The 18,006-nt window shown below is 44.4% G+C and carries 16 protein-coding genes and 1 tRNA gene; 9 read left to right on the top strand and 8 right to left on the bottom strand.

The window, feature by feature from the left end; all coding sequences use genetic code 11:
* Window positions 1-172 precede the first annotated feature (172 nt).
* Entirely contained in the window at window positions 173-1,573 is a 1,401-nt protein-coding gene (locus F7Y48_RS17940; RefSeq protein WP_316685183.1) for a tryptophanase, read from the top strand.
* A gap of 74 nt (window positions 1,574-1,647) precedes the next feature.
* Here the strand turns inward: F7Y48_RS17940 and F7Y48_RS17935 are convergent, their stop codons facing one another.
* Both F7Y48_RS17935 and F7Y48_RS17930 read right to left on the bottom strand, forming a co-directional pair.
* A complete protein-coding gene (locus tag F7Y48_RS17935; RefSeq protein WP_005393639.1) occupies window positions 1,648-2,259 on the bottom strand; it encodes a DUF2913 family protein in 612 nt (203 codons plus the stop codon).
* A gap of 32 nt (window positions 2,260-2,291) precedes the next feature.
* Window positions 2,292-2,375: transfer RNA gene (locus F7Y48_RS17930), tRNA-Leu, on the bottom strand.
* A gap of 562 nt (window positions 2,376-2,937) precedes the next feature.
* Here F7Y48_RS17930 and F7Y48_RS17925 point away from each other — a divergent pair.
* Window positions 2,938-4,146: a NupC/NupG family nucleoside CNT transporter gene (locus F7Y48_RS17925; protein WP_005393641.1), complete on the top strand. Its 1,209-nt coding sequence runs from the start codon at window positions 2,938-2,940 to the stop codon at window positions 4,144-4,146.
* 54 nt (window positions 4,147-4,200) lie between these two features.
* On the opposite strand, the gene F7Y48_RS17920 is transcribed toward F7Y48_RS17925, so the two are convergent.
* Both F7Y48_RS17920 and F7Y48_RS17915 read right to left on the bottom strand, forming a co-directional pair.
* Window positions 4,201-5,289 carry a DUF3541 domain-containing protein gene (locus F7Y48_RS17920; RefSeq protein ID WP_258504723.1) on the bottom strand — a complete coding sequence of 363 codons (1,089 nt, stop codon included), beginning with the start codon at window positions 5,287-5,289 and terminating at the stop codon, window positions 4,201-4,203.
* Window positions 5,290-5,358: 69 nt separating this feature from the next.
* Window positions 5,359-5,964 carry an alpha-ketoglutarate-dependent dioxygenase AlkB family protein gene (locus F7Y48_RS17915; protein WP_048624683.1) on the bottom strand — a complete coding sequence of 202 codons (606 nt, stop codon included), beginning with the start codon at window positions 5,962-5,964 and terminating at the stop codon, window positions 5,359-5,361.
* 131 nt (window positions 5,965-6,095) lie between these two features.
* Here F7Y48_RS17915 and F7Y48_RS17910 point away from each other — a divergent pair, with 131 nt between their 5' ends.
* A complete protein-coding gene (locus F7Y48_RS17910) occupies window positions 6,096-7,451 on the top strand; it encodes a sensor domain-containing diguanylate cyclase (RefSeq protein ID WP_258504725.1) in 1,356 nt (451 codons plus the stop codon).
* Window positions 7,452-7,839: 388 nt separating this feature from the next.
* On the opposite strand, the gene F7Y48_RS17905 is transcribed toward F7Y48_RS17910, so the two are convergent.
* Window positions 7,840-9,396 (bottom strand): DUF3612 domain-containing protein, encoded by a 1,557-nt coding sequence (locus F7Y48_RS17905; RefSeq protein ID WP_080955914.1) that lies wholly within the window; start codon window positions 9,394-9,396, stop codon window positions 7,840-7,842.
* Between the two features lie 176 nt (window positions 9,397-9,572).
* On the opposite strand from F7Y48_RS17905, the gene F7Y48_RS17900 reads away from it, so the two are divergent.
* Window positions 9,573-10,151: a malate synthase gene (locus tag F7Y48_RS17900; protein WP_005393653.1), complete on the top strand. Its 579-nt coding sequence runs from the start codon at window positions 9,573-9,575 to the stop codon at window positions 10,149-10,151.
* A 103-nt stretch (window positions 10,152-10,254) separates the two neighbouring features.
* On the opposite strand, the gene F7Y48_RS17895 is transcribed toward F7Y48_RS17900, so the two are convergent.
* Window positions 10,255-11,268 (bottom strand): GGDEF domain-containing protein, encoded by a 1,014-nt coding sequence (locus tag F7Y48_RS17895; RefSeq protein ID WP_005393654.1) that lies wholly within the window; start codon window positions 11,266-11,268, stop codon window positions 10,255-10,257.
* 366 nt (window positions 11,269-11,634) lie between these two features.
* Here F7Y48_RS17895 and F7Y48_RS17890 point away from each other — a divergent pair, with 366 nt between their 5' ends.
* From F7Y48_RS17890 to F7Y48_RS17880, 3 genes are read left to right on the top strand one after another with little or no spacing between them, the layout of a single operon-like run.
* Entirely contained in the window at window positions 11,635-12,969 is a 1,335-nt protein-coding gene (locus tag F7Y48_RS17890) for a DASH family cryptochrome (RefSeq protein ID WP_258504728.1), read from the top strand.
* Between the two features lie 3 nt (window positions 12,970-12,972).
* On the top strand, window positions 12,973-14,517 hold the full coding sequence (locus F7Y48_RS17885; protein ID WP_316685182.1) for a cryptochrome/photolyase family protein: 1,545 nt from the start codon (window positions 12,973-12,975) through the stop codon (window positions 14,515-14,517).
* Window positions 14,517-15,224 carry an SDR family oxidoreductase gene (locus tag F7Y48_RS17880; RefSeq protein ID WP_316685181.1) on the top strand — a complete coding sequence of 236 codons (708 nt, stop codon included), beginning with the start codon at window positions 14,517-14,519 and terminating at the stop codon, window positions 15,222-15,224. The genes F7Y48_RS17885 and F7Y48_RS17880 overlap by 1 nt, the downstream gene beginning before the upstream one ends.
* Window positions 15,225-15,295: 71 nt before the next feature.
* On the opposite strand, the gene F7Y48_RS17875 is transcribed toward F7Y48_RS17880, so the two are convergent.
* Both F7Y48_RS17875 and msrB read right to left on the bottom strand, forming a co-directional pair.
* Window positions 15,296-15,442, bottom strand: a complete 147-nt coding sequence (locus tag F7Y48_RS17875; RefSeq protein ID WP_074189751.1) for a DUF2256 domain-containing protein — start codon at window positions 15,440-15,442, stop codon at window positions 15,296-15,298.
* Window positions 15,443-15,493: 51 nt separating this feature from the next.
* Entirely contained in the window at window positions 15,494-16,636 is a 1,143-nt protein-coding gene (gene msrB, locus F7Y48_RS17870) for a peptide-methionine (R)-S-oxide reductase MsrB (RefSeq protein ID WP_316685180.1), read from the bottom strand.
* Window positions 16,637-16,839: 203 nt separating this feature from the next.
* Here msrB and F7Y48_RS17865 point away from each other — a divergent pair, with 203 nt between their 5' ends.
* Together F7Y48_RS17865 and F7Y48_RS17860 are read left to right on the top strand one after the other, a co-directional pair.
* Window positions 16,840-17,238 carry an OsmC family protein gene (locus tag F7Y48_RS17865; protein WP_005393675.1) on the top strand — a complete coding sequence of 133 codons (399 nt, stop codon included), beginning with the start codon at window positions 16,840-16,842 and terminating at the stop codon, window positions 17,236-17,238.
* A gap of 128 nt (window positions 17,239-17,366) precedes the next feature.
* A complete protein-coding gene (locus F7Y48_RS17860) occupies window positions 17,367-17,927 on the top strand; it encodes a sugar O-acetyltransferase (protein ID WP_316685179.1) in 561 nt (186 codons plus the stop codon).
* Window positions 17,928-18,006 lie beyond the last annotated feature (79 nt).

The following is an 18,006-nucleotide window of genomic DNA, read 5'->3' as shown; positions in this document are numbered from 1 at the left end:
TAGCCGTTTGGTGCTGTCGTTCTGGTACAACCTAGACTACTGCTTGTCTCTTCTTAGTAAAATCTCTTCTCGTTGATTTCCTCAATGCAACCGCATTGAAAAGCATTTTATCTATTTGTTTTTTTAGTCTTACGTGATAGCGCGTAGGGCAATGCGTATAAGGAAATTAACAATGAAACGTATTCCAGAACCTTTCCGTATCAAAATGGTTGAGCCAATCAAAATGACCACTTTGGCAGACCGTGAAGTCGCGTTAAAAGAAGCGGATTATAACCCATTTCTTCTTCGTAGTGATGATGTTTATATCGATTTGCTGACTGACTCTGGCACTGGTGCCATGAGTGATAATCAGTGGGCTGGCATCATGATGGGGGATGAATCCTATGCGGGTAGCCGAAATTACTACAACCTGTGTGATGCAGTAGAGCACTTCTTTGGTTACAAGCTCACCGTGCCTGCGCACCAAGGGCGTGGTGCCGAGCAAATTTTGTTCCCAGCTTTGATTGAGCGTATGCGTCAAGTGCGTGGTGGTGAAACGCCAGTATTTATATCGAACTACCATTTTGATACCACCGCGGGTCACATCGAGCTCAATGGCGGTAAAGCAATTAACGTGGTAACGGAAGAAGCATTCGACACCACTACGCCTTATGATTGGAAGGGCAACTTTGATATCGATAAGCTGGTGGCAACAATTGAAGCGCACGGTTCACATAACATTTGTGCGATTATCACCACGATTACTTGTAATAGCTCCGGTGGCCAGCCTGTGTCGATGGAAAACATGCGCAGCGTGTACGAGATTGCAACCAAGTACGATATTCCAGTGGTGATTGACTCGGCTCGTTACTGTGAGAACGCCTACTTTATTAAGCAGCGTGAAGAAGGGTACGAAGATAAATCGATTCTGGAAATCATTCGCGAGATGTATCAATACGGCGATATGCTCACCATGTCGGCTAAGAAAGACCCGATGGTAAACATTGGTGGTATGTGTTGTATTCGTGATCATAAAGAGTTGTTCCAAGCAGTGCAGACACGTTGTGTACCCATGGAAGGGTTTGTGACATACGGTGGTATGGCTGGGCGTGATATGGAAGCGCTCGCTCGCGGTTTGTATGAAGCGGCGGATGAGGATTTTCTTCACTACCGAATTAGCCAAGTTCAATACTTAGGTGAGCGCTTACGTGAGGGCGGTATTCCAATTCAATACCCAACGGGTGGTCACGCGGTGTTTGTGGATGCCGCTAAGATTTTGCCACATATTCCAACGGATCAGTTCCCTGCGCAGGTATTGTGTAATGCCTTGTACTTGGAAGCGGGCATTCGAGCAGTAGAGATAGGATCGCTGCTGCTTGGTCGTGACCCTGATACGGGTAAACAAAAAGCGTCAGAGTTAGAATTAATGCGTTTGACCATTCCACGTCGTGTCTACACAAACGATCATATGGATTACATTGCGGATGCGATTATCGAGCTGAAAAATCGTGCACATGAGTTAAAAGGGCTCACTTTTGAGTATGAACCACCAGTGCTGCGCCACTTTACTGCTCGGTTTAAAGAAATCGATTAATTAAGGTTTGAATATAGAAAAGCAAAAGGCCGCGAGTTTCGCGGCCTTTTTCGATTTGTTTCTTAGCGTTACAGTTACGCCAACTCTAATGTAATGCGAACGAACTGATCGTCCTGGTACTGCACTTCATAATTGAAGGTTCCACTGGCGTAAATGCTGCCAAGGAAAAGTGAGCGTTGACTCATTGGTCCACGGAACAGCATCGAAATAGGAGCGATTAGGGCGTTATTATCATCGAAGTGCTGATTTAAGTTCTCAGAAAGCACACACAGCAAACAGCCGTGTTGGTCGTGAGATAAGTCGACGTCTTCCGGTCGAGATAATAATACGGTAGTCCCCAACTTCTTCTCAATCTCGTTAATCAACAGCAAGTAGCTATCTAGATCAGGTTGAGGGTTACTTGGTTTATCTGCACCCACGCAACGTTCGAGTAACGCTTCCAGATTTCCGTTCTCACCTTTTGCCTGTTGAGTCAAAGACTTTAACGGCTTTTTAATCAGCTTATAGCGATTACTCTTCAGTTTTGGCTTCAGCCATTTCTGCAGTAAGTCGTTACGCTCTTTAAGGGAGAGACCATCTGAGGACGCGTGAATTTTAAAGTGCAGGTGCAATAAAGCGTGAACCGCAAGCTCACTCAGAAGTTGGTTAGCATCTGTAGACTGTCTTGCCTGCTTAGAACTTTGCATTACACTCGAACAAAATTAGGGAAGAAGGATAATGGTGCCGAGAGAGGGACTCGAACCCTCACACCAAAGGCACTAGCACCTCATGCTAGCGTGTCTACCAATTTCACCATCTCGGCATCATGATGCTCTGAATACTCAGAGGCCTCGAAAAGAAGCACCGCGAATTGTATAACCAAAATCCATCTGTTGGCGAGAGCAAAATGACGAATTTTGGATCTTTCGAGTTTGATTGCGTATTTATTGGTCACTTTTGCGTTTTTTACCATCAAAGTCTGTCCTTATGCCCTTACTTTTATTAACAGTATGACGACAAAAGAACGTTTTTGCCTAAATTTTGAACGCTTGAACGTTTGCGTAAATAAATGTGATGAATATCTCTTTTTGTTGGCTATACTTGCGTCCCGTTTAAGCGGGAATTAGGGTTTAGTTGTTCAGGACCCTTACCCATACAAGCCGTCACATGGAGCAGGCCAAGCAATACGCTCGCCAGCAGTGAATGACCCCACGGACCGGACCAGCTACGTTCAATTGCTTGTATAAGGTAAAAATAAGATGTCGAACTATTCGTTCTGTCTACATTCTGGATCTGAAGGCGAGTTATCACTCGCTGCGTTGTCCCTTTCTTCTGCCAATTCCTTTGGCTCTTTTTTCTTTTTCAACGTTCAGTAGGTCCAGCTCATGAGTGTTCTATTTAGTCTATTTGGTATTGTTGCACTGCTAGGTTGTGCTTTCCTACTTTCTGAGGGCCGTTCTTCCATTAATTGGAAAACCGTATCTCGCGCCTTGATGCTACAAATGGGATTTGCTGCCTTAGTGCTTTATTTCCCGTTAGGTCAGGCGGCGCTGGCGAGTTTAAGTAATGGTGTCGCGGGGCTACTCAGCTTTGCTGATGAGGGGATTAAATTCCTCTTTGGTGACCTCGCTTCTTCTGGCTTTATCTTCGCTATTCGTGTCCTTCCTATCATCATCTTCTTCAGTGCTCTTATCTCCGCCCTTTACTACTTGGGCATCATGCAAAAAGTGATTCAATTTATTGGCGGCGCTATCCAGAAGTTCTTGGGCACTAGCAAAGCAGAGTCTCTGGTTGCAACAGGTAACATTTTCTTATCTCAAGGCGAGTCCCCACTTCTTATTCGTCCATTTCTTTCGAACATGACTCGCTCTGAACTGTTTGCTGTGATGGCTGGTGGTATGGCTTCAGTGGCGGGCAGTGTGCTTGGTGGTTATGCCGGTTTAGGTGTCGACCTAAAATACTTGATTGCGGCAAGCTTTATGGCAGCTCCAGGTAGTTTGATGATGGCAAAAATCATTGTTCCTGAACGCCAAACGCCAAGCGATTACAACGATATTGAGCTAGATAAATCAGAAGAAAGCAACGTTATTGATGCGCTAGCAAGCGGTGCCATGGGCGGTATGAAAGTGGCCGTTGCTGTTGGTACCATGCTTATCGCTTTTGTTAGTGTTATCGCGATGGTGAACACGGGACTAGAAAACTTAGGTGACATACTTGGCTTCTCTGGTGTGACGCTACAAGCGATTTTTGGTTACTTGTTTGCACCTCTAGCGTGGTTGATTGGTGTGCCAAGCCACGAAATCCTTGCTGCGGGTTCATACATTGGTCAGAAAGTGGTGATGAATGAGTTTGTTGCGTTCATCGATTTTGTACAGCACAAAGCGACGCTGTCTGAGCATACTCAAGTCATCATCACTTTTGCGTTGTGTGGCTTTGCAAACATTGGTTCAATTGCTATTCAGCTGGGTTCTATCGGCGTGATGGCACCTGAGCGCCGCAAAGATGTAGCAAGTTTAGGCCTAAAAGCGGTTGCTGCTGGCACACTCGCTAACCTGATGAGTGCGTGTTTAGCGGGTATTTTCATCTCGCTCTAATTTAGATTGAAGATGCGCACTAAAAACCCGCCTAAATGGCGGGTTTTATTATTTCTAAGGCTTAGGTATTAAGCCGTAGGGTATTGATTTAAAAGCGTCAGGGTGCTCTTGATAAGTTGGCGCTTTATGTACCCCTTTCCAATCGAGCAGCATGATGGCTAGCACGTTACGGTGCTCGCCGTACTTGAGAGCAAAACTCCCATCGACCGATGGAATCATTCCTTTTTCAGCGTTGATTGCGTGACGAATGGCTTGGCGGGTTTTCTCGACGACCGGATCGTGATCCAAGCCTGCTAACAAAAACGAAATGCCGACTTCTGCAATTACGTCTTCTTTGGCGCGCAGTAGGATAGTGTCGATGTTGTTGCGAAAGTAATCATAAATCCATTGGTGTTTCTTTTCGCTTACTCGTTCTTGATAGTACTGTGAGTCGGCAAAGATGATGTGCGTCATACCATAGAGTTTATTCCAATACTGCTGCGCTGAAAGCATCTTATCTTTATCGTCAGGGTAGGTGTTACGGAAGGTTTGAGTGAATTCGTCGACCACATCTTGCTCGCCTAGCTGGCGAAGCCAGTAGACTTGGTTTGCGAGCTGAGCTGCCCACGCCTCTATCATTTCTTTGTCCGTAACGTAACGCGAGAAATCGTAGCGCCTCAGGATCTTTCTTAGCGTCTTGTCTTGCTTATGTTTCAGACCATATTCGTTTGCTCTTGCCATTGCGCCAATCAAATCCACGCCAAGATAAAGATATTCAGGATGGTGCTTAGTGACGGTATAGCGTCGTTGCCCTCGCTCACTTTCTTTCTCTTGATACGCGGTCAATCTTTGTGATGAATAAAGAATAATATCTTCAGGTTCAACGACTTCATTAGCAAATCGGTTTAATCGGCTAGCCACTTGTGCCATGTCGGTCCAAACGGCAGCGTGATATTTCTCATCTAACGTCTGGCGGTACATGCGTAAGCCAAAGTGCCCCTCTTTAAACGCAGGTAAAGTGAACAGTTCCTGCTCGTAGGTATTACGAATCAACTGTGCTGATTGAGCATTATCTAGGAGCGGTATCTCTTCCTGTGATGCCTGAACAGCAAAGGTAAGTGAGCAAGAGAGTAAGACCGCTAAGCTAAGAGGTTTGATACGCATAAATCCATTCCCTATGAAGTCCTGAATCTAAACCTACCATCAATATTAATTAAGAATGTAAAAGCTGAGTCAATAGTTAAAAATCTGTCGAAAAGTCAGATTGATACGTTCACCTTTGGTTTTCGCGGTTTTTGGTACACAGTGTTTCCAGTGATGTTGGAGCTCGCCAGCCATAACCAGTAAGGAGCCGTGAGAAAGCTCATATTCAATCTCAGTTTTACAATGTAAATTTCTGAGCAAAAATCGACGTGTTTCACCTAAATTCAAAGAGGCGATAACCGGGTTTCTACCTAGCTCTGGTTCATTGTCTTGGTGCCAGCCCATCGAATCTTGGCCGTGTCGGTATAGGTTGGCAAGTACAGAGTTGAAGGCTACATCCGCAATCGACTCACAGCGCACTTTGAGCTGAGTTAATTCAGGAGTCCAAGGGTGAGGCTGCATGGTTAAGCCTGAGTAAGTATATGCTGCATCACCGTGCCACGCTTGTAAACGAGGTTGAAGTACTGACTTGCCGAACATGGTAATGCGCTCTTGATGCCATGGCAGTGTTTCCAGAAGTTGGTCAAAGTAGTGATCCGCTTCTAGATGGCTAAGAAAGTAAGGATCGTAATAGAGTTTACCCCTTTCTACTTCTTGCCACTGAGTACCGCCAAATAAATCGCCTTGTTGATGCATCATCTCATACCTAAAACATAAAAAATTTTAATCACTGTTACCTTTCCGATTGGGATTGGTTATTCTTGTGATAATAAGAATTTTAACAATAAATAAAAATCTCGTAACGATATACGAGTTGTGGGGAGAAAATGCGTTATTTACCCAGAAAGCGATGCTATTTTGCATTGTTCTTCCTCAGTTTTTTCGCTTTATGCGTTGGGGTTATTGAGCTGTTGCATCGAAATCAGCAAGAGCTTCACCAAGAGCGAGTTCAAGTTGAGGCCAAAGAACAACTTTCCACCCTCCGTTCCAATTTGGAAGCGGTACTTATGGCGGATATCTATAAAGCCAGTACCTTGGCGACACTCATTACTTTACTGCCTAAAAACCAAGAAGACGAATTGAACATTGCGGCTCACCGCATCCTGAGCAAAAGCAAACATATTACGATCATTGGCATTGCGAAGAATGATGTTATCAGTCATATATTTCCACGCCAAGGTAATGAGCGTTTAATCGGCCTCGATTACCGAACGGTGCCACAGCAGTGGGTACAGGTGCAAAAAGCTAAGGATATACAAGAAATATTTATAGCAGGGCCTGTCAACTTGATTCAAGGCGGCAAAGGCTTGATCGTGCGGGTTCCGGTTTTTCTTGATCCACCGTTGAACCAGGATTATTGGGGTGTGATCAGTGCGGTGATTAATTTTGATGCTCTGATGCGAGAAACTGGCGTGATCGATTTCTCTTATCGCTATCCTTTGATGATTCGTGGTTACGACAGTGGCGGTGCTTTTGGTGACGTTTTCTTTGGCGCACTGAGTGAAACCAAAACGCCATACGCGAAAGAAATGGTTCATTTTCCTTATGGTGGGTGGAGTATGGTGGTTTTCTCCGGAGACAAACTCGACCATAAAATTCCTTGGCATCAGCTTTATTTAGCAAGGCTCATCGGTTATCCCATTGTTTTTGCACTGAGCCTCGCGCTTATTGCGATTTATCGCTTGTACACCATTGCGGATGATAGAGCACTGCATGATGAACTGACGCACTTACCAAACCGTCGCTATTTTATGAAGTTTTACAAGCAGCAGTTTGAAATAGCGAAACGTTACAAAAAGCGTTACAGCTTCGCCTTAATCAATATAGATCTGGATAGGTTTAAACATATTAACGATACCTATGGTCATGACGCAGGCGACAAGGTCTTAGTCGCTACGGCTGAAAGAGTGAGAAGCTCTCTGCGTAAATCAGATATAGTGGCCCGAATGGGAGGTGATGAGTTTTTAGTTGTCGTTCATAACCCTGGGACGGAAGAAAATGTTCAGTCTCTGCTACAAAAGCTCAGGTTAGCTTTATGTTCGACGCCCGTGATTTACGATGAAGCGCTCATCTACCTGAGAACCAGCATTGGGTACGCGATATTTGATCCGGACATGTCATCTCCAGAGCAAATGATGAAAATAGCCGATGAGAGAATGTATCAACAAAAACATGGCGGATGAACCTGAGCCCAGTTTCAATCAGGGCTTTGGAGCAGTGGTAAGGTTAAGAATCCGAAATCTCACCATCATTTGGGTATAAGAATATATGACTTTACATGTCAATAGACTCTTTGCTGAGAGAGTCATTATTAGCAGTGCATAAAGTGGCATATTTGCATATTGTTGCATTTTGCAAATGCAGTTTGCGAAATTTATGGTTAATAAAGCAACGATATGCATCTGGTTCTATTAAAAAACGGCCTTTTTAAAGTTGGCACGCATCGTGCTTTATCTAGAGTGACCCTTATTAAGCCGAGGGTCACCTAGCCAACTGACGTTGTTAGTGAATACACATTGTTCACAAGTATATACCGCCAATCACGATTATTGTGATTGGCGTTTTTTCTTTCTAGAGACCAATAATATTCACGTCGTCACCTGTCTCATCGGCTTCTCCGCACTTACTGTAACAACTAGGCTGCCTTGGGCAAACGGCCCCTCTTGAGCAGATTAGCCTAGCTTGGGTTTGAATACCTCGTTCTATCCAATTGATGTTTAATATCTTAGCGATGGTTGTTAAGTCTTTTTTGATGTGGGGAGGAATGACACTACTTCCGCCGGAAGCGACACAAAGTGACTTCAGCTCTTCCGCAATAGAAACCGCATCACCACCTTGTGCAGAAATCGCAGGGTTTAAATCTATCCCCGCGCACAACACTCGGTTGTTCCCCGCAGGGTCAAATACGTTGACTGATTCACAACAGTAAATACGTGGCTCGTCGCCCACATTCAAAATCGAAATTTGCGCTGAACTGGTATCCAAAGGTTGGGCTAGACGTCTAAATACAGCCCAGTGTTGGCAAGGATCGTTCACTTTGCGCATATTGCCCCAAGGAAGCGGGATGCCATTTCCACGATATACCGCTTTCAACTTGCCCGGACCATAGGCATCAAAGTAGTGCCAATGAGGGTACGGAGAAACCACGGTCATACGACGCATCGCAACGGAAGGAGAAACGCCAGCCTTTTTGTGAACATCAATTTCATAACCGGAACGGTCAAGCAACTGACGAAATGGTACTTTGGGACAAAGCAGGGCACCAGCAAAAAAGCTGGACTCAAAATCGCGCCAAGCTTGTAGGATATCTTGCGAGTTGAGCTCAGAGTTGGAAACTGGGCTGTCCATTTGCTCCCAGTTGTTTTGATGCCCAATAGATAAAACGTTATTCATTGCATCACTGCTATGGAGCACGCGATGGCCGATGTATACCGCCAAGTCATATTTCAATCGGGTTGGGTAGTCTCGCATTCGTTTATTGAGATAAATAGTCCCAGGTGGCTCCATGAAAGACGTAATCAACTGTTTGGCGCTGACGCCCAGTTCATCAATCACATCCTGTGGTGCTCGGTCTACCCAGCGAATATCCAACCCCATGCTTTTCGCAATATCTATCAGATCTTCTACCGATAGATTCAGGCGTTTCAAGCCGACCTCTTCGGCTGCGCGTTCTAAATCAGGAAAATGGTTTTGATGGTTCTCTTGGTGCGCACGGATCAACAAGTGGGCGAATTGACGTCCAGTAATACCTGTTTGAGACAACATCTCTGGAATCGCGATTTGGAGAATATCATTGGAGAACAAAAAGCTCGGCTCCAATGCCATACCGTTGATACCGCCACGATTCCCTTTGTTGGGTGTAATGGCTTCTAATTCCGGTTCATCATCTAAAAACCACGCAGGATCTTTTTGAAAAACTTCCGCGATTACTTCGAGCATATCAATACTCGGAACGCGTTTTCCGCGCTCTATCATCGAAAGGTAAGATACCGACGGTGCGTACTCAGGATTGATCCTTACACAGCGTGCAGATAAATCCTCCATAGTTAAATGGTTGTTTTTCCTTAGGTTGCGAATTTTCGTACCTAGAAAATGGGACTGACGAATAAGGCTTTTTGACACAGACATTTTGTAAAATTCACATTGTAAAATTTTTGTTGTGAAATTGTAGTCAATATTTCGCTAGTCTACATAATAAGCAGGCAAGGAAATTAACCATCAACTTCACAGAATTGCCTGAAACTTAAACGAAGGAATTAAGTTTTTACTCTAGGACGAGTTTTTTTAAGTGCGAGGATATGACGATGAATATGCTGAACTTCGATAAAAAAGAGATGCAACAACAACAACGCCCATTTATCGCTGAAGCTGTATTTGCCGTCGAAGCGGTAAGTGCTGAGCAGCAGAGCGAGAAGCAAGTAAAAGCGAAGCAACTACTAGACCGCATGTTCCCATTGGAGAACGGGTCGCACCAAGATGTATCAAGTTACGTAATTGATTACCGCCATGTATTGGCTTACTTCAAAGACGGCACACACAGCGGCCTGAAAAGCCCAAAACACTTTGTGGCGTATACGGGTGAGAAAGAAGATCCAAAATCGATCTTGTTTAAAGACGATTCAGGTAACCACGTAGAAGTGCTATTTGGCTGTCATAAAGGCACCGGTTGTGTGGAGTTGATGGATATTGATGACATTCAACTGGAAACACGCACTACGTTTAATCCTGAACTAACGGGTAATGCGCCGACGGCGATGCGCCACTGGATCAGCTTAATCAAAGGCGACAAAAAAGGTAAGCCGATGGCATGCAGTGAAGATAAAGAATACACTGCGAAAAACGGTGACGACTATATTCTAAGCTACTGCTACAGTGTCGATTAAGATGTGAAGCGCCAGATAAATAGACCCCGCACTCAATAGTGCGGGTTTTTTATTCTATTTCGAAAAAGTCGGTCCTATTAACCAGCTTACATAACAAATTGATTTAAATGGGCATCACGCGGTTACGACCGAGTTGTTTTGCCTCATAAAGTTGCTTATCGGCTTTATTGACCAGAGCTTCAGGTGTATCACCCACCTCATATTCTGCTACCCCAAAAGAAGCAGTAATGCTGTGAACTTGTGTACCAGAACGCTTATCTCTGATGCGCAGTTTTTCTATCATGCGGCGTAGTGTGTCTGCATATTGGCGAGCAATTCGCAGAGATTTATTGGGCACAATTAAAGCGAACTCTTCACCACCAAAACGATACGCGCATATTCCATCTCGACAGCTTTGTTGTAGTCGACGGGCAATGGCTTTTAGTACCGTATCGCCGAAAAGGTGGCCATAATTGTCGTTAAATGACTTGAAATGGTCGATATCAAGCATGATCAAGGTCATTGCTTGATTTGATGCGATAAGCGAAGACAGATCTTTATCAAAAGCTCGACGGTTGTAAAGGTTGGATAGACCATCAAACAATGCGTCTTGCTGTACTTCAGCCAGCTGATTTTTGAGGCGAGAAATTTCTTCACTCGCATTAGTTAATTGGCTATTCAAAAACTTTGTCGAGTGACGAATTTCGTGTGACTCTGCGACAAGTTGACGAATCACCACCATCACTTCTTCAATACTTAAGCTGTTGTCTTCAACTTTTTCTAGCTTATTAAAACTTTTGTCTACCATTTCAGAAAAGGAAGAAGTATCTGAAAGTGTATCGCTCATCGAGCTGGACACTTCATGCAGCAGAACTTCTACATTGGTTCTAAGATCTTCAAGGCTAGTTTCTGCTTTACTGGCAACATAGTTGTTATAAAGCTGTTTATTGGTTGCAGGCGGGCAGATACCGTAGTTTTCTAACACCGTATCCAACTCAAAGTTGAGTTCAGGAATGGTCTTGTCAACGTAGGTATACCAAAGCGCATAGTTGGCTGGCGTGGCAGCAACATGATTTTTGATCATTAGTGGGACCGCTTTTTTCAAATTAGCGGTCGATTTTTTAAACTCGTCGGTCATTTCTGCGATGGTACTAGCAAAATGGAATTGGACTTAGATTAACGGATATTAACCAATATCGCTTTAATTTTTATCATTTTTGCATGGTTTATATAAAAAATGAGTGATTAAGACCGTTATCAATATCGCCAAATTTTAATTTTATAAAATCTTAGTATGAAACATGTGCAAACGATGTTTTGGTGTTAAGGGCTCTAAGATGACCAGCCAATTGGTTTAGTGAGATTGTCAGTAACCTAATGATCGTAAAGCTCTATTGCCCGTACAACAACGAGTGGAATAAAAGACTTAACGCTTAGGCTATTTGCAACAAGAACGCGGGACTCCGAGTTTACAAAAAACGAGTTTACAAAAAGAGGGTGCGACTTGGATAAGAAAATAGGACTGTATTGGTTCACTAATGACCTGCGTTTGCATGACAACCCGCTGTTGATAGACGCTTGTGCAGAAATGGATGAGTTAATTTGTTTGTATTGTCGCCCCTCGGTGACACCTTACTTGCAGCACTTTGCGCAGGAGACCTCTTTAGGGCGTGCGAAATTGCAGTTTCTCGAGGCATCGCTTAATGAACTTAATCAATCTTTAGCTAAATTGGGGCAACGATTATGGACGGTTGAACTGACGCCCTATCAAGCGATCAAATATGCCATCAGTCATTTCGGTATCACTCATATTTATGCTGATGCGTTTGCTGGTTCGGATGAGCAACAGGCACTAGAGCGTGCAATTGAAGGCACTCCTCATGTGAACATCAAACAGCAAGCGATCCGCACTTTGTTGTGCGAAGAACAGTTGCCATTTGAATTAAGGCAACTGCCTGTGACCTTCACGAAATTTAGAAAGCAGGTCGAAGGTTTAGACCTCTCTCAACCTTACGAGAGCGTTCATGCTTTACCGCCAGCACCTTCAGGTATGAATTTTCCTACCGCTACGACATATTACTTTGACACCAAACCAGCATTTGATGGCGGAGAACTGAGCGGTCTTGAACATTGTCGACGCTATTTTGCTTCAAGTTTAGCGAGCGAATATAAACAGACGCGCAATGGGCTCGATGGGATGGAGTATTCAACCAAATTTTCACCTTGGTTAGCTCATGGTTGCGTCTCGCCTACAATCATTTATGCCATGCTCAAACAATATGAGCAGAAGAACGGAGCAAATGATTCAACCTATTGGATCTATTTCGAGTTGCTGTGGCGAGAATACTTTTATTGGTACGCAAGAAAGTATCAACAGACGTTGTTTCGATTTGGCGGTATCGCCAACCAGCCACCACTGACCAGTTTTTATGCGCAACGCTTTAAGCAGTGGAAGAAAGGCGAGACACCTTTTCCAATCGTTAACGCATGTATGCATCAGCTTAATAAAACGGGTTATATGTCTAATCGAGGGCGCCAACTGGTCGCGAGCTGTCTGGTTCATGAACTCGGACTCGACTGGCGCTACGGTGCTGCTTATTTTGAAACTCAGTTGATTGATTACGATGTCGGCTCTAATTGGGGCAACTGGCAGTATTTGGCTGGTGTTGGCGCTGACCCACGTGGCTCACGTCAGTTTAATCTAGAAAAGCAGACACAAACTTATGATCCAGATTTTTCATTTATCGACAAATGGCAGGGGAGATGCGTAGGCGTACATCTTGATAGTGTCGATATGGTGGATTGGCCGATTGCGCCAAAAAAAGAGAGCGGGAGATAACCAATGCATTACGAGACGGTTCGGCTCATTCTTGGTGACCAACTTAATAGCGAGCATTCGTGGTTTCAACGTGTAGACGACTCGGTGCTTTACCTTGTTGCTGAGTTGAAACAAGAAAATACTTACGTTACGCATCACATTCAAAAGGTGTGTGCTTTTTTCTCTGCGATGGCGAATTTTGCCAACGAGCTGCAGGAAGAAGGGCATCAAGTTTTGCACCTTACGTTGGATGACACACAATCTTTCGAGGATCTTGCGCAAGTCTTACAACACTACGTTAGTGAAGTTGGTGCAAGTAAGTTTGAATATCAACGCCCCGACGAATACCGTTTACTAGAGCAGTTAGCCAAACTAAAGCTTGATGGGGTCGTGATGCGTAGCGTCGATTCGGAACACTTTTTGTTACCGTTTGAGGAAATAGAATCGCAGTTTCCTCAAGGTAAACACATCATGATGGAGCACTTTTATCGCCGGATGCGTAAGCGCTTCGACATCTTGATGCAAGACGGTAAGCCTATTGGTGGAAAGTGGAACTACGACGCCAATAACCGAAATAAACTTAAAGCAAAAGACATTGAACAGCTGCCAAAGCCATTAATGTTTAGTCATGACGTCAGTGATATTGTCGAGCGCTTAGGTCGGCACAACATTCAAACCATAGGTAAATTAAATGGTGATTTACTTTGGCCAGTAAATCGCTCTCAAAGCTTGTCTTTACTCGCGCATTTTTGTCAGGTCTGTTTGCCACTGTTTGGTCGTTTTCAAGACGCCATGACAGGTCAGCACGAGGCTAAATGGAGCTTGTATCACAGCCGGATTTCGTTCTCGCTGAACAGCAAGCTGCTGAATCCGCGAGAGGTGATTGACGCTTCACTAAAGGCATTTCATGCCAATGCCGATATAGACATTTCTCAGGTAGAAGGTTTTATTCGTCAGATCTTGGGATGGCGAGAGTACATCCGAGGCGTTTATTGGGCGAACATGCCTCATTACCCGAAAAAGAATGAACTGGAAGCGAGTAGAAAGCTGCCAGACTTCTTCTGGAACGGCGAAACCAAAATGGCCTGTATGCGAAACGCGATTGGCCAGTCTCTTGATTACGCTTATGCGCACCACATTCAGCGCTTGATGGTCACTGGTAACTTTTGTTTATTAACCGAGATCGACCCAGACCAAGTGGATGAATGGTATCTCGGTATCTACGTTGATGCGATTGAATGGGTCGAAATGCCGAACACGCGCGGTATGGCACTGTTTGCAGATGGTGGGATTGTTGGCACCAAACCTTACGCGGCGAGTGGCTCTTACATCAACAAAATGAGCGACTACTGTAAGGGTTGCCACTACGAAAATAAGGCTAGGAGTGGAGAAGGCTCTTGTCCGTTCAACAGCTTATATTGGCGCTTTATGAACAAACACGACAAACGCTTAGCAACGAATCCACGTATTGGGATGATTTTCCGATCTTGGGACAATATGGAAGAGCAGCAACGCCAAGCGATATTAGATACTGCTGAGCACTATATGGAAAACTTGGAGAGCTTGTAATGGACATACTGATCGTTGGTGGAAATGGCGGCATTGGATTGGCGATGGTTCAACAAGCGCTAGCTCGCTTTCCTCAAGCTCGCGTGCATGCCACTTATCGTAAGCATCAACCAGACTGGCAACACCCAAATGTAGTTTGGCATCAAGTGGATGTATCGCAGGATGAGCAGGTGAAAGCGTTCAGTGAGCAAATTGAACATGTTGATTGGTTGGTGAACTGCGTTGGTATGTTGCACACCCAAGATAAAGGTCCTGAGAAGAATCTTAGCTCGCTCGACGCAGACTTTTTTCAGCAAACCATCTTGGTTAATACTTTGCCGAGTTTACTGTTGGCGAAATACTTCACGCCCAAGTTAAAACGCAGTGCCAATCCTAAGTTTGCGACCATTTCGGCCAAAGTTGGCAGTATTAGTGATAATCACTTAGGCGGTTGGTACAGCTATCGTGCATCGAAAGCCGCGTTAAATATGTTCCTCAAAACCATGTCGATTGAATGGCGGAGAATGGTCAAACATGGGACTGTACTCGCTCTTCACCCAGGCACAACAGATACGGCTTTATCGGCACCTTTTCAAGCGAATGTACCTGAAGGAAAGCTGTTTAGCCCAGAGCGTGTCGCGCGAGACTTATGGGGATTGATTGACAAAGCAACCCCGCAGGATAGTGGGGCATTTTTGGCTTATGATGGTGCCTTGTTACCTTGGTGAAGCGCAGCTTGGCCTGAGCCACGTTACCTTGGAAAATAAGGCTAGCAGTGCGGCATAAAGTTTTTGTGGTTCTAACTTTTGACTGATTTGTTTCTTCGGCAGCGCTCAGAACAGTAAACGACTTCGTCCCAATTTCTTGCCCATTTCTTTCTCCATGAAAATGGGCGATGGCAAACAGAGCAGATTTTGGTTGGTAATTGTGTTTTAAAACCTTTCATCTGGTACTCCGCATTCGCCATCGTATGCCCTTGAAGTTGAATGAGTACGAATTATTTATCAAAGAGATACAGATACTCTTCATACCCCTGCTCTTTCATTTCACTTATAGGGACAAACTTCATTGCCGCAGAGTTCATGCAGTAGCGTAATCCTGTTGGCTTCGGACCGTCTTTAAACACATGACCAAGGTGAGAATCACCAAACTTACTGCGAACTTCCGTTCTTGGATAAATCAGCTTGTAATCGGTTTTTTCAACGATGTAACCTGGGTTGATTGGCTTAGTGAAACTTGGCCAACCCGTCCCCGATTTGTATTTATCGGTAGAAGAAAACAACGGCTCACCAGTTACGATATCAACGTAAATCCCCGCTTCTTTGTTGTCCCAATATTCGTTGTCGAACGGACGTTCGGTGCCTTCTTCTTGTGTTACGTAGTATTGCAACTCCGTTAAGTTTGATTTGATCTCGGACTTAGCAGGCTTACTGTACTCTTTCACTTTTGATAGCAACTTTTTTTCTTCGATCAACTGACGAAGCGTTTTTGGGGTCTCTTTACGATAATCACCAAATACTTCATCCAAGTATTTATCTCGACCAGACGCATAGCGGTAATACTTATACTTTAAGCTGCTCTTTTTGTAGTAGTCTTGGTGATACTCTTCTGCGGGATAAAACTTCTCAAACTCGATCAGTTCTGTTTTCAACGGTTTTGGATAGATCATCGCCTTGTCGATTTCCATTATAAACTGTTCTGCGATCTGCTTTTGTTCAGCGTTATGATAGAAAATAGCAGGGCGATACTGTGGGCCACGGTCGACAAAAGAGCCTTTATCGTCAGTAGGATCGATATGACGGAAAAAGTAGTCCAACACTTGCTCGTAACTAACCACTTTAGGATCGTACTTAACTTCGATCACTTCTATGTGACCTGATTTACCTGATGAAACTTGGCGATAAGTTGGGTTTTCAACATGACCACCAGAATAGCCTGATACGACATCGACTACGCCAGTCAACTGTTCCAAATCCGATTCTGTACACCAGAAACAGCCGCCAGCCAGTGTCGCGATTTCTGCATTCTCTGAAGCCTTCATCTTATCCATCGTATCGGCGGTGCCTGCTTTACTCAAAAGTAGGAACAAGACAGGAAGTGCGAAAGAGAATCCGACCAATAACTTAGATATATTCTTCATAGCTACCTCAACGTTGTTTTCCGTAGAAAGTGTGACTGAAATAAAAAGTGTTACGTATAGAGAAAGGCAACCGAGCGAAAAAATTACAGCAATGTTGAAAATTCCGTTGCCCTTTTATGCGAGAAAGCTAAAGTATCGACACGAAATACACCGCTTGATAGGGCAACGATGTCTTCAACGAGCGATGCTAAATGAGGTAAATCATGCAAGCAGAAGTTAAATGGGTAGAAGATTTTAAATTCCTTGGGCAATCTCAGTCGGGTCACTCCGTAGTGATGGATGGTAATGGCGGTGCAACGGCACCAAGCCCAATGGAAATGGTACTAATGGCCGCTGGTGGCTGTAGCTCTGTCGATGTTGTCGACGGTTTGAAAACGGCAGGCCAAAAGGTCTTGTCAGTTAATGCCAAGCTAACCACAGAGCGTCGTGAAACCGCACCACGTATCTTTACGCAAGTGAATATCCACTTTGAAGTTTCAGGTGACGAGCTTGACCCAGAAGTCGTAGCAAAGGTGGCGGCTGACTCGCTAGAAAAATACTGCTCGGTTTGCTTAATGCTAGGTGAAGGTGTTGAAATGACCCACAGCTGGGAAATCGTGTAAGTCGACAGACTCCACAAAATATAAAAACAGGAAAGAGAAAAGTGCAGGCTTTTCTCTTTTTTTATTCCGCAATTCACGTACCGTGTGACTAATCGAAAGTAGTAATTGCAGGTTGTAGGAGTCTCCCAGTGACAGAACTCGAAAAAATGATGTCTGGTCAAATCTTTGATGGCATGGACAAAGAAATTGACGCCATTAGAAGTCATGCTCTTCAAGCACTTAGAGCGCTCAATAACAATACCGACGAAAGTCAGCGCGACGAATTACAAAAACAGCTGTTTGGCAAAGCGGGTCTTTGCATTGTTCAGGCACCTTTCCATTGCGAGTTCGGTAAAACCATCGAAATCGGCGAAGAAACCTTTATCAACATGAATGTGGTCATGCTTGATGGCGCTAAAATTACCATCGGGAACCACGTGCTCATTGGCCCGTGCGTGCAATTGTATACCGCTTCTCATTCTGTTGATTACCGAAGTCGCCGACGTTGGGAGACGTTTTGTAAACCTATCACGATTGAAGATGATGTGTGGATTGGCGGAAATTCCGTCATTAACCAAGGTGTAACGATTGGTGCTCGCTCGGTGATTGCGGCGAACTCGGTCGTCAACCATGATGTGCCGCCAGATTGTCTATACGGAGGCACGCCAGCTAAGTTGATTCGTCGTCTCAACGAAGAAGAATTATTGTAAGAGAGCAAGCGTCGTTGTGACAATTATATAGCTTTCGAGAAGAATATAGCTTATTCGAGTTACATTAAGCCCAAATAAG

Source organism: Vibrio sp. 2-1-2a (genome assembly GCF_032648565.1).
Classification (GTDB): domain Bacteria; phylum Pseudomonadota; class Gammaproteobacteria; order Enterobacterales; family Vibrionaceae; genus Vibrio; species Vibrio diabolicus.
The sequence above is the reverse complement of the archived record's forward strand: the minus strand, read 5'-3'. Positions and strand labels throughout refer to the sequence as shown.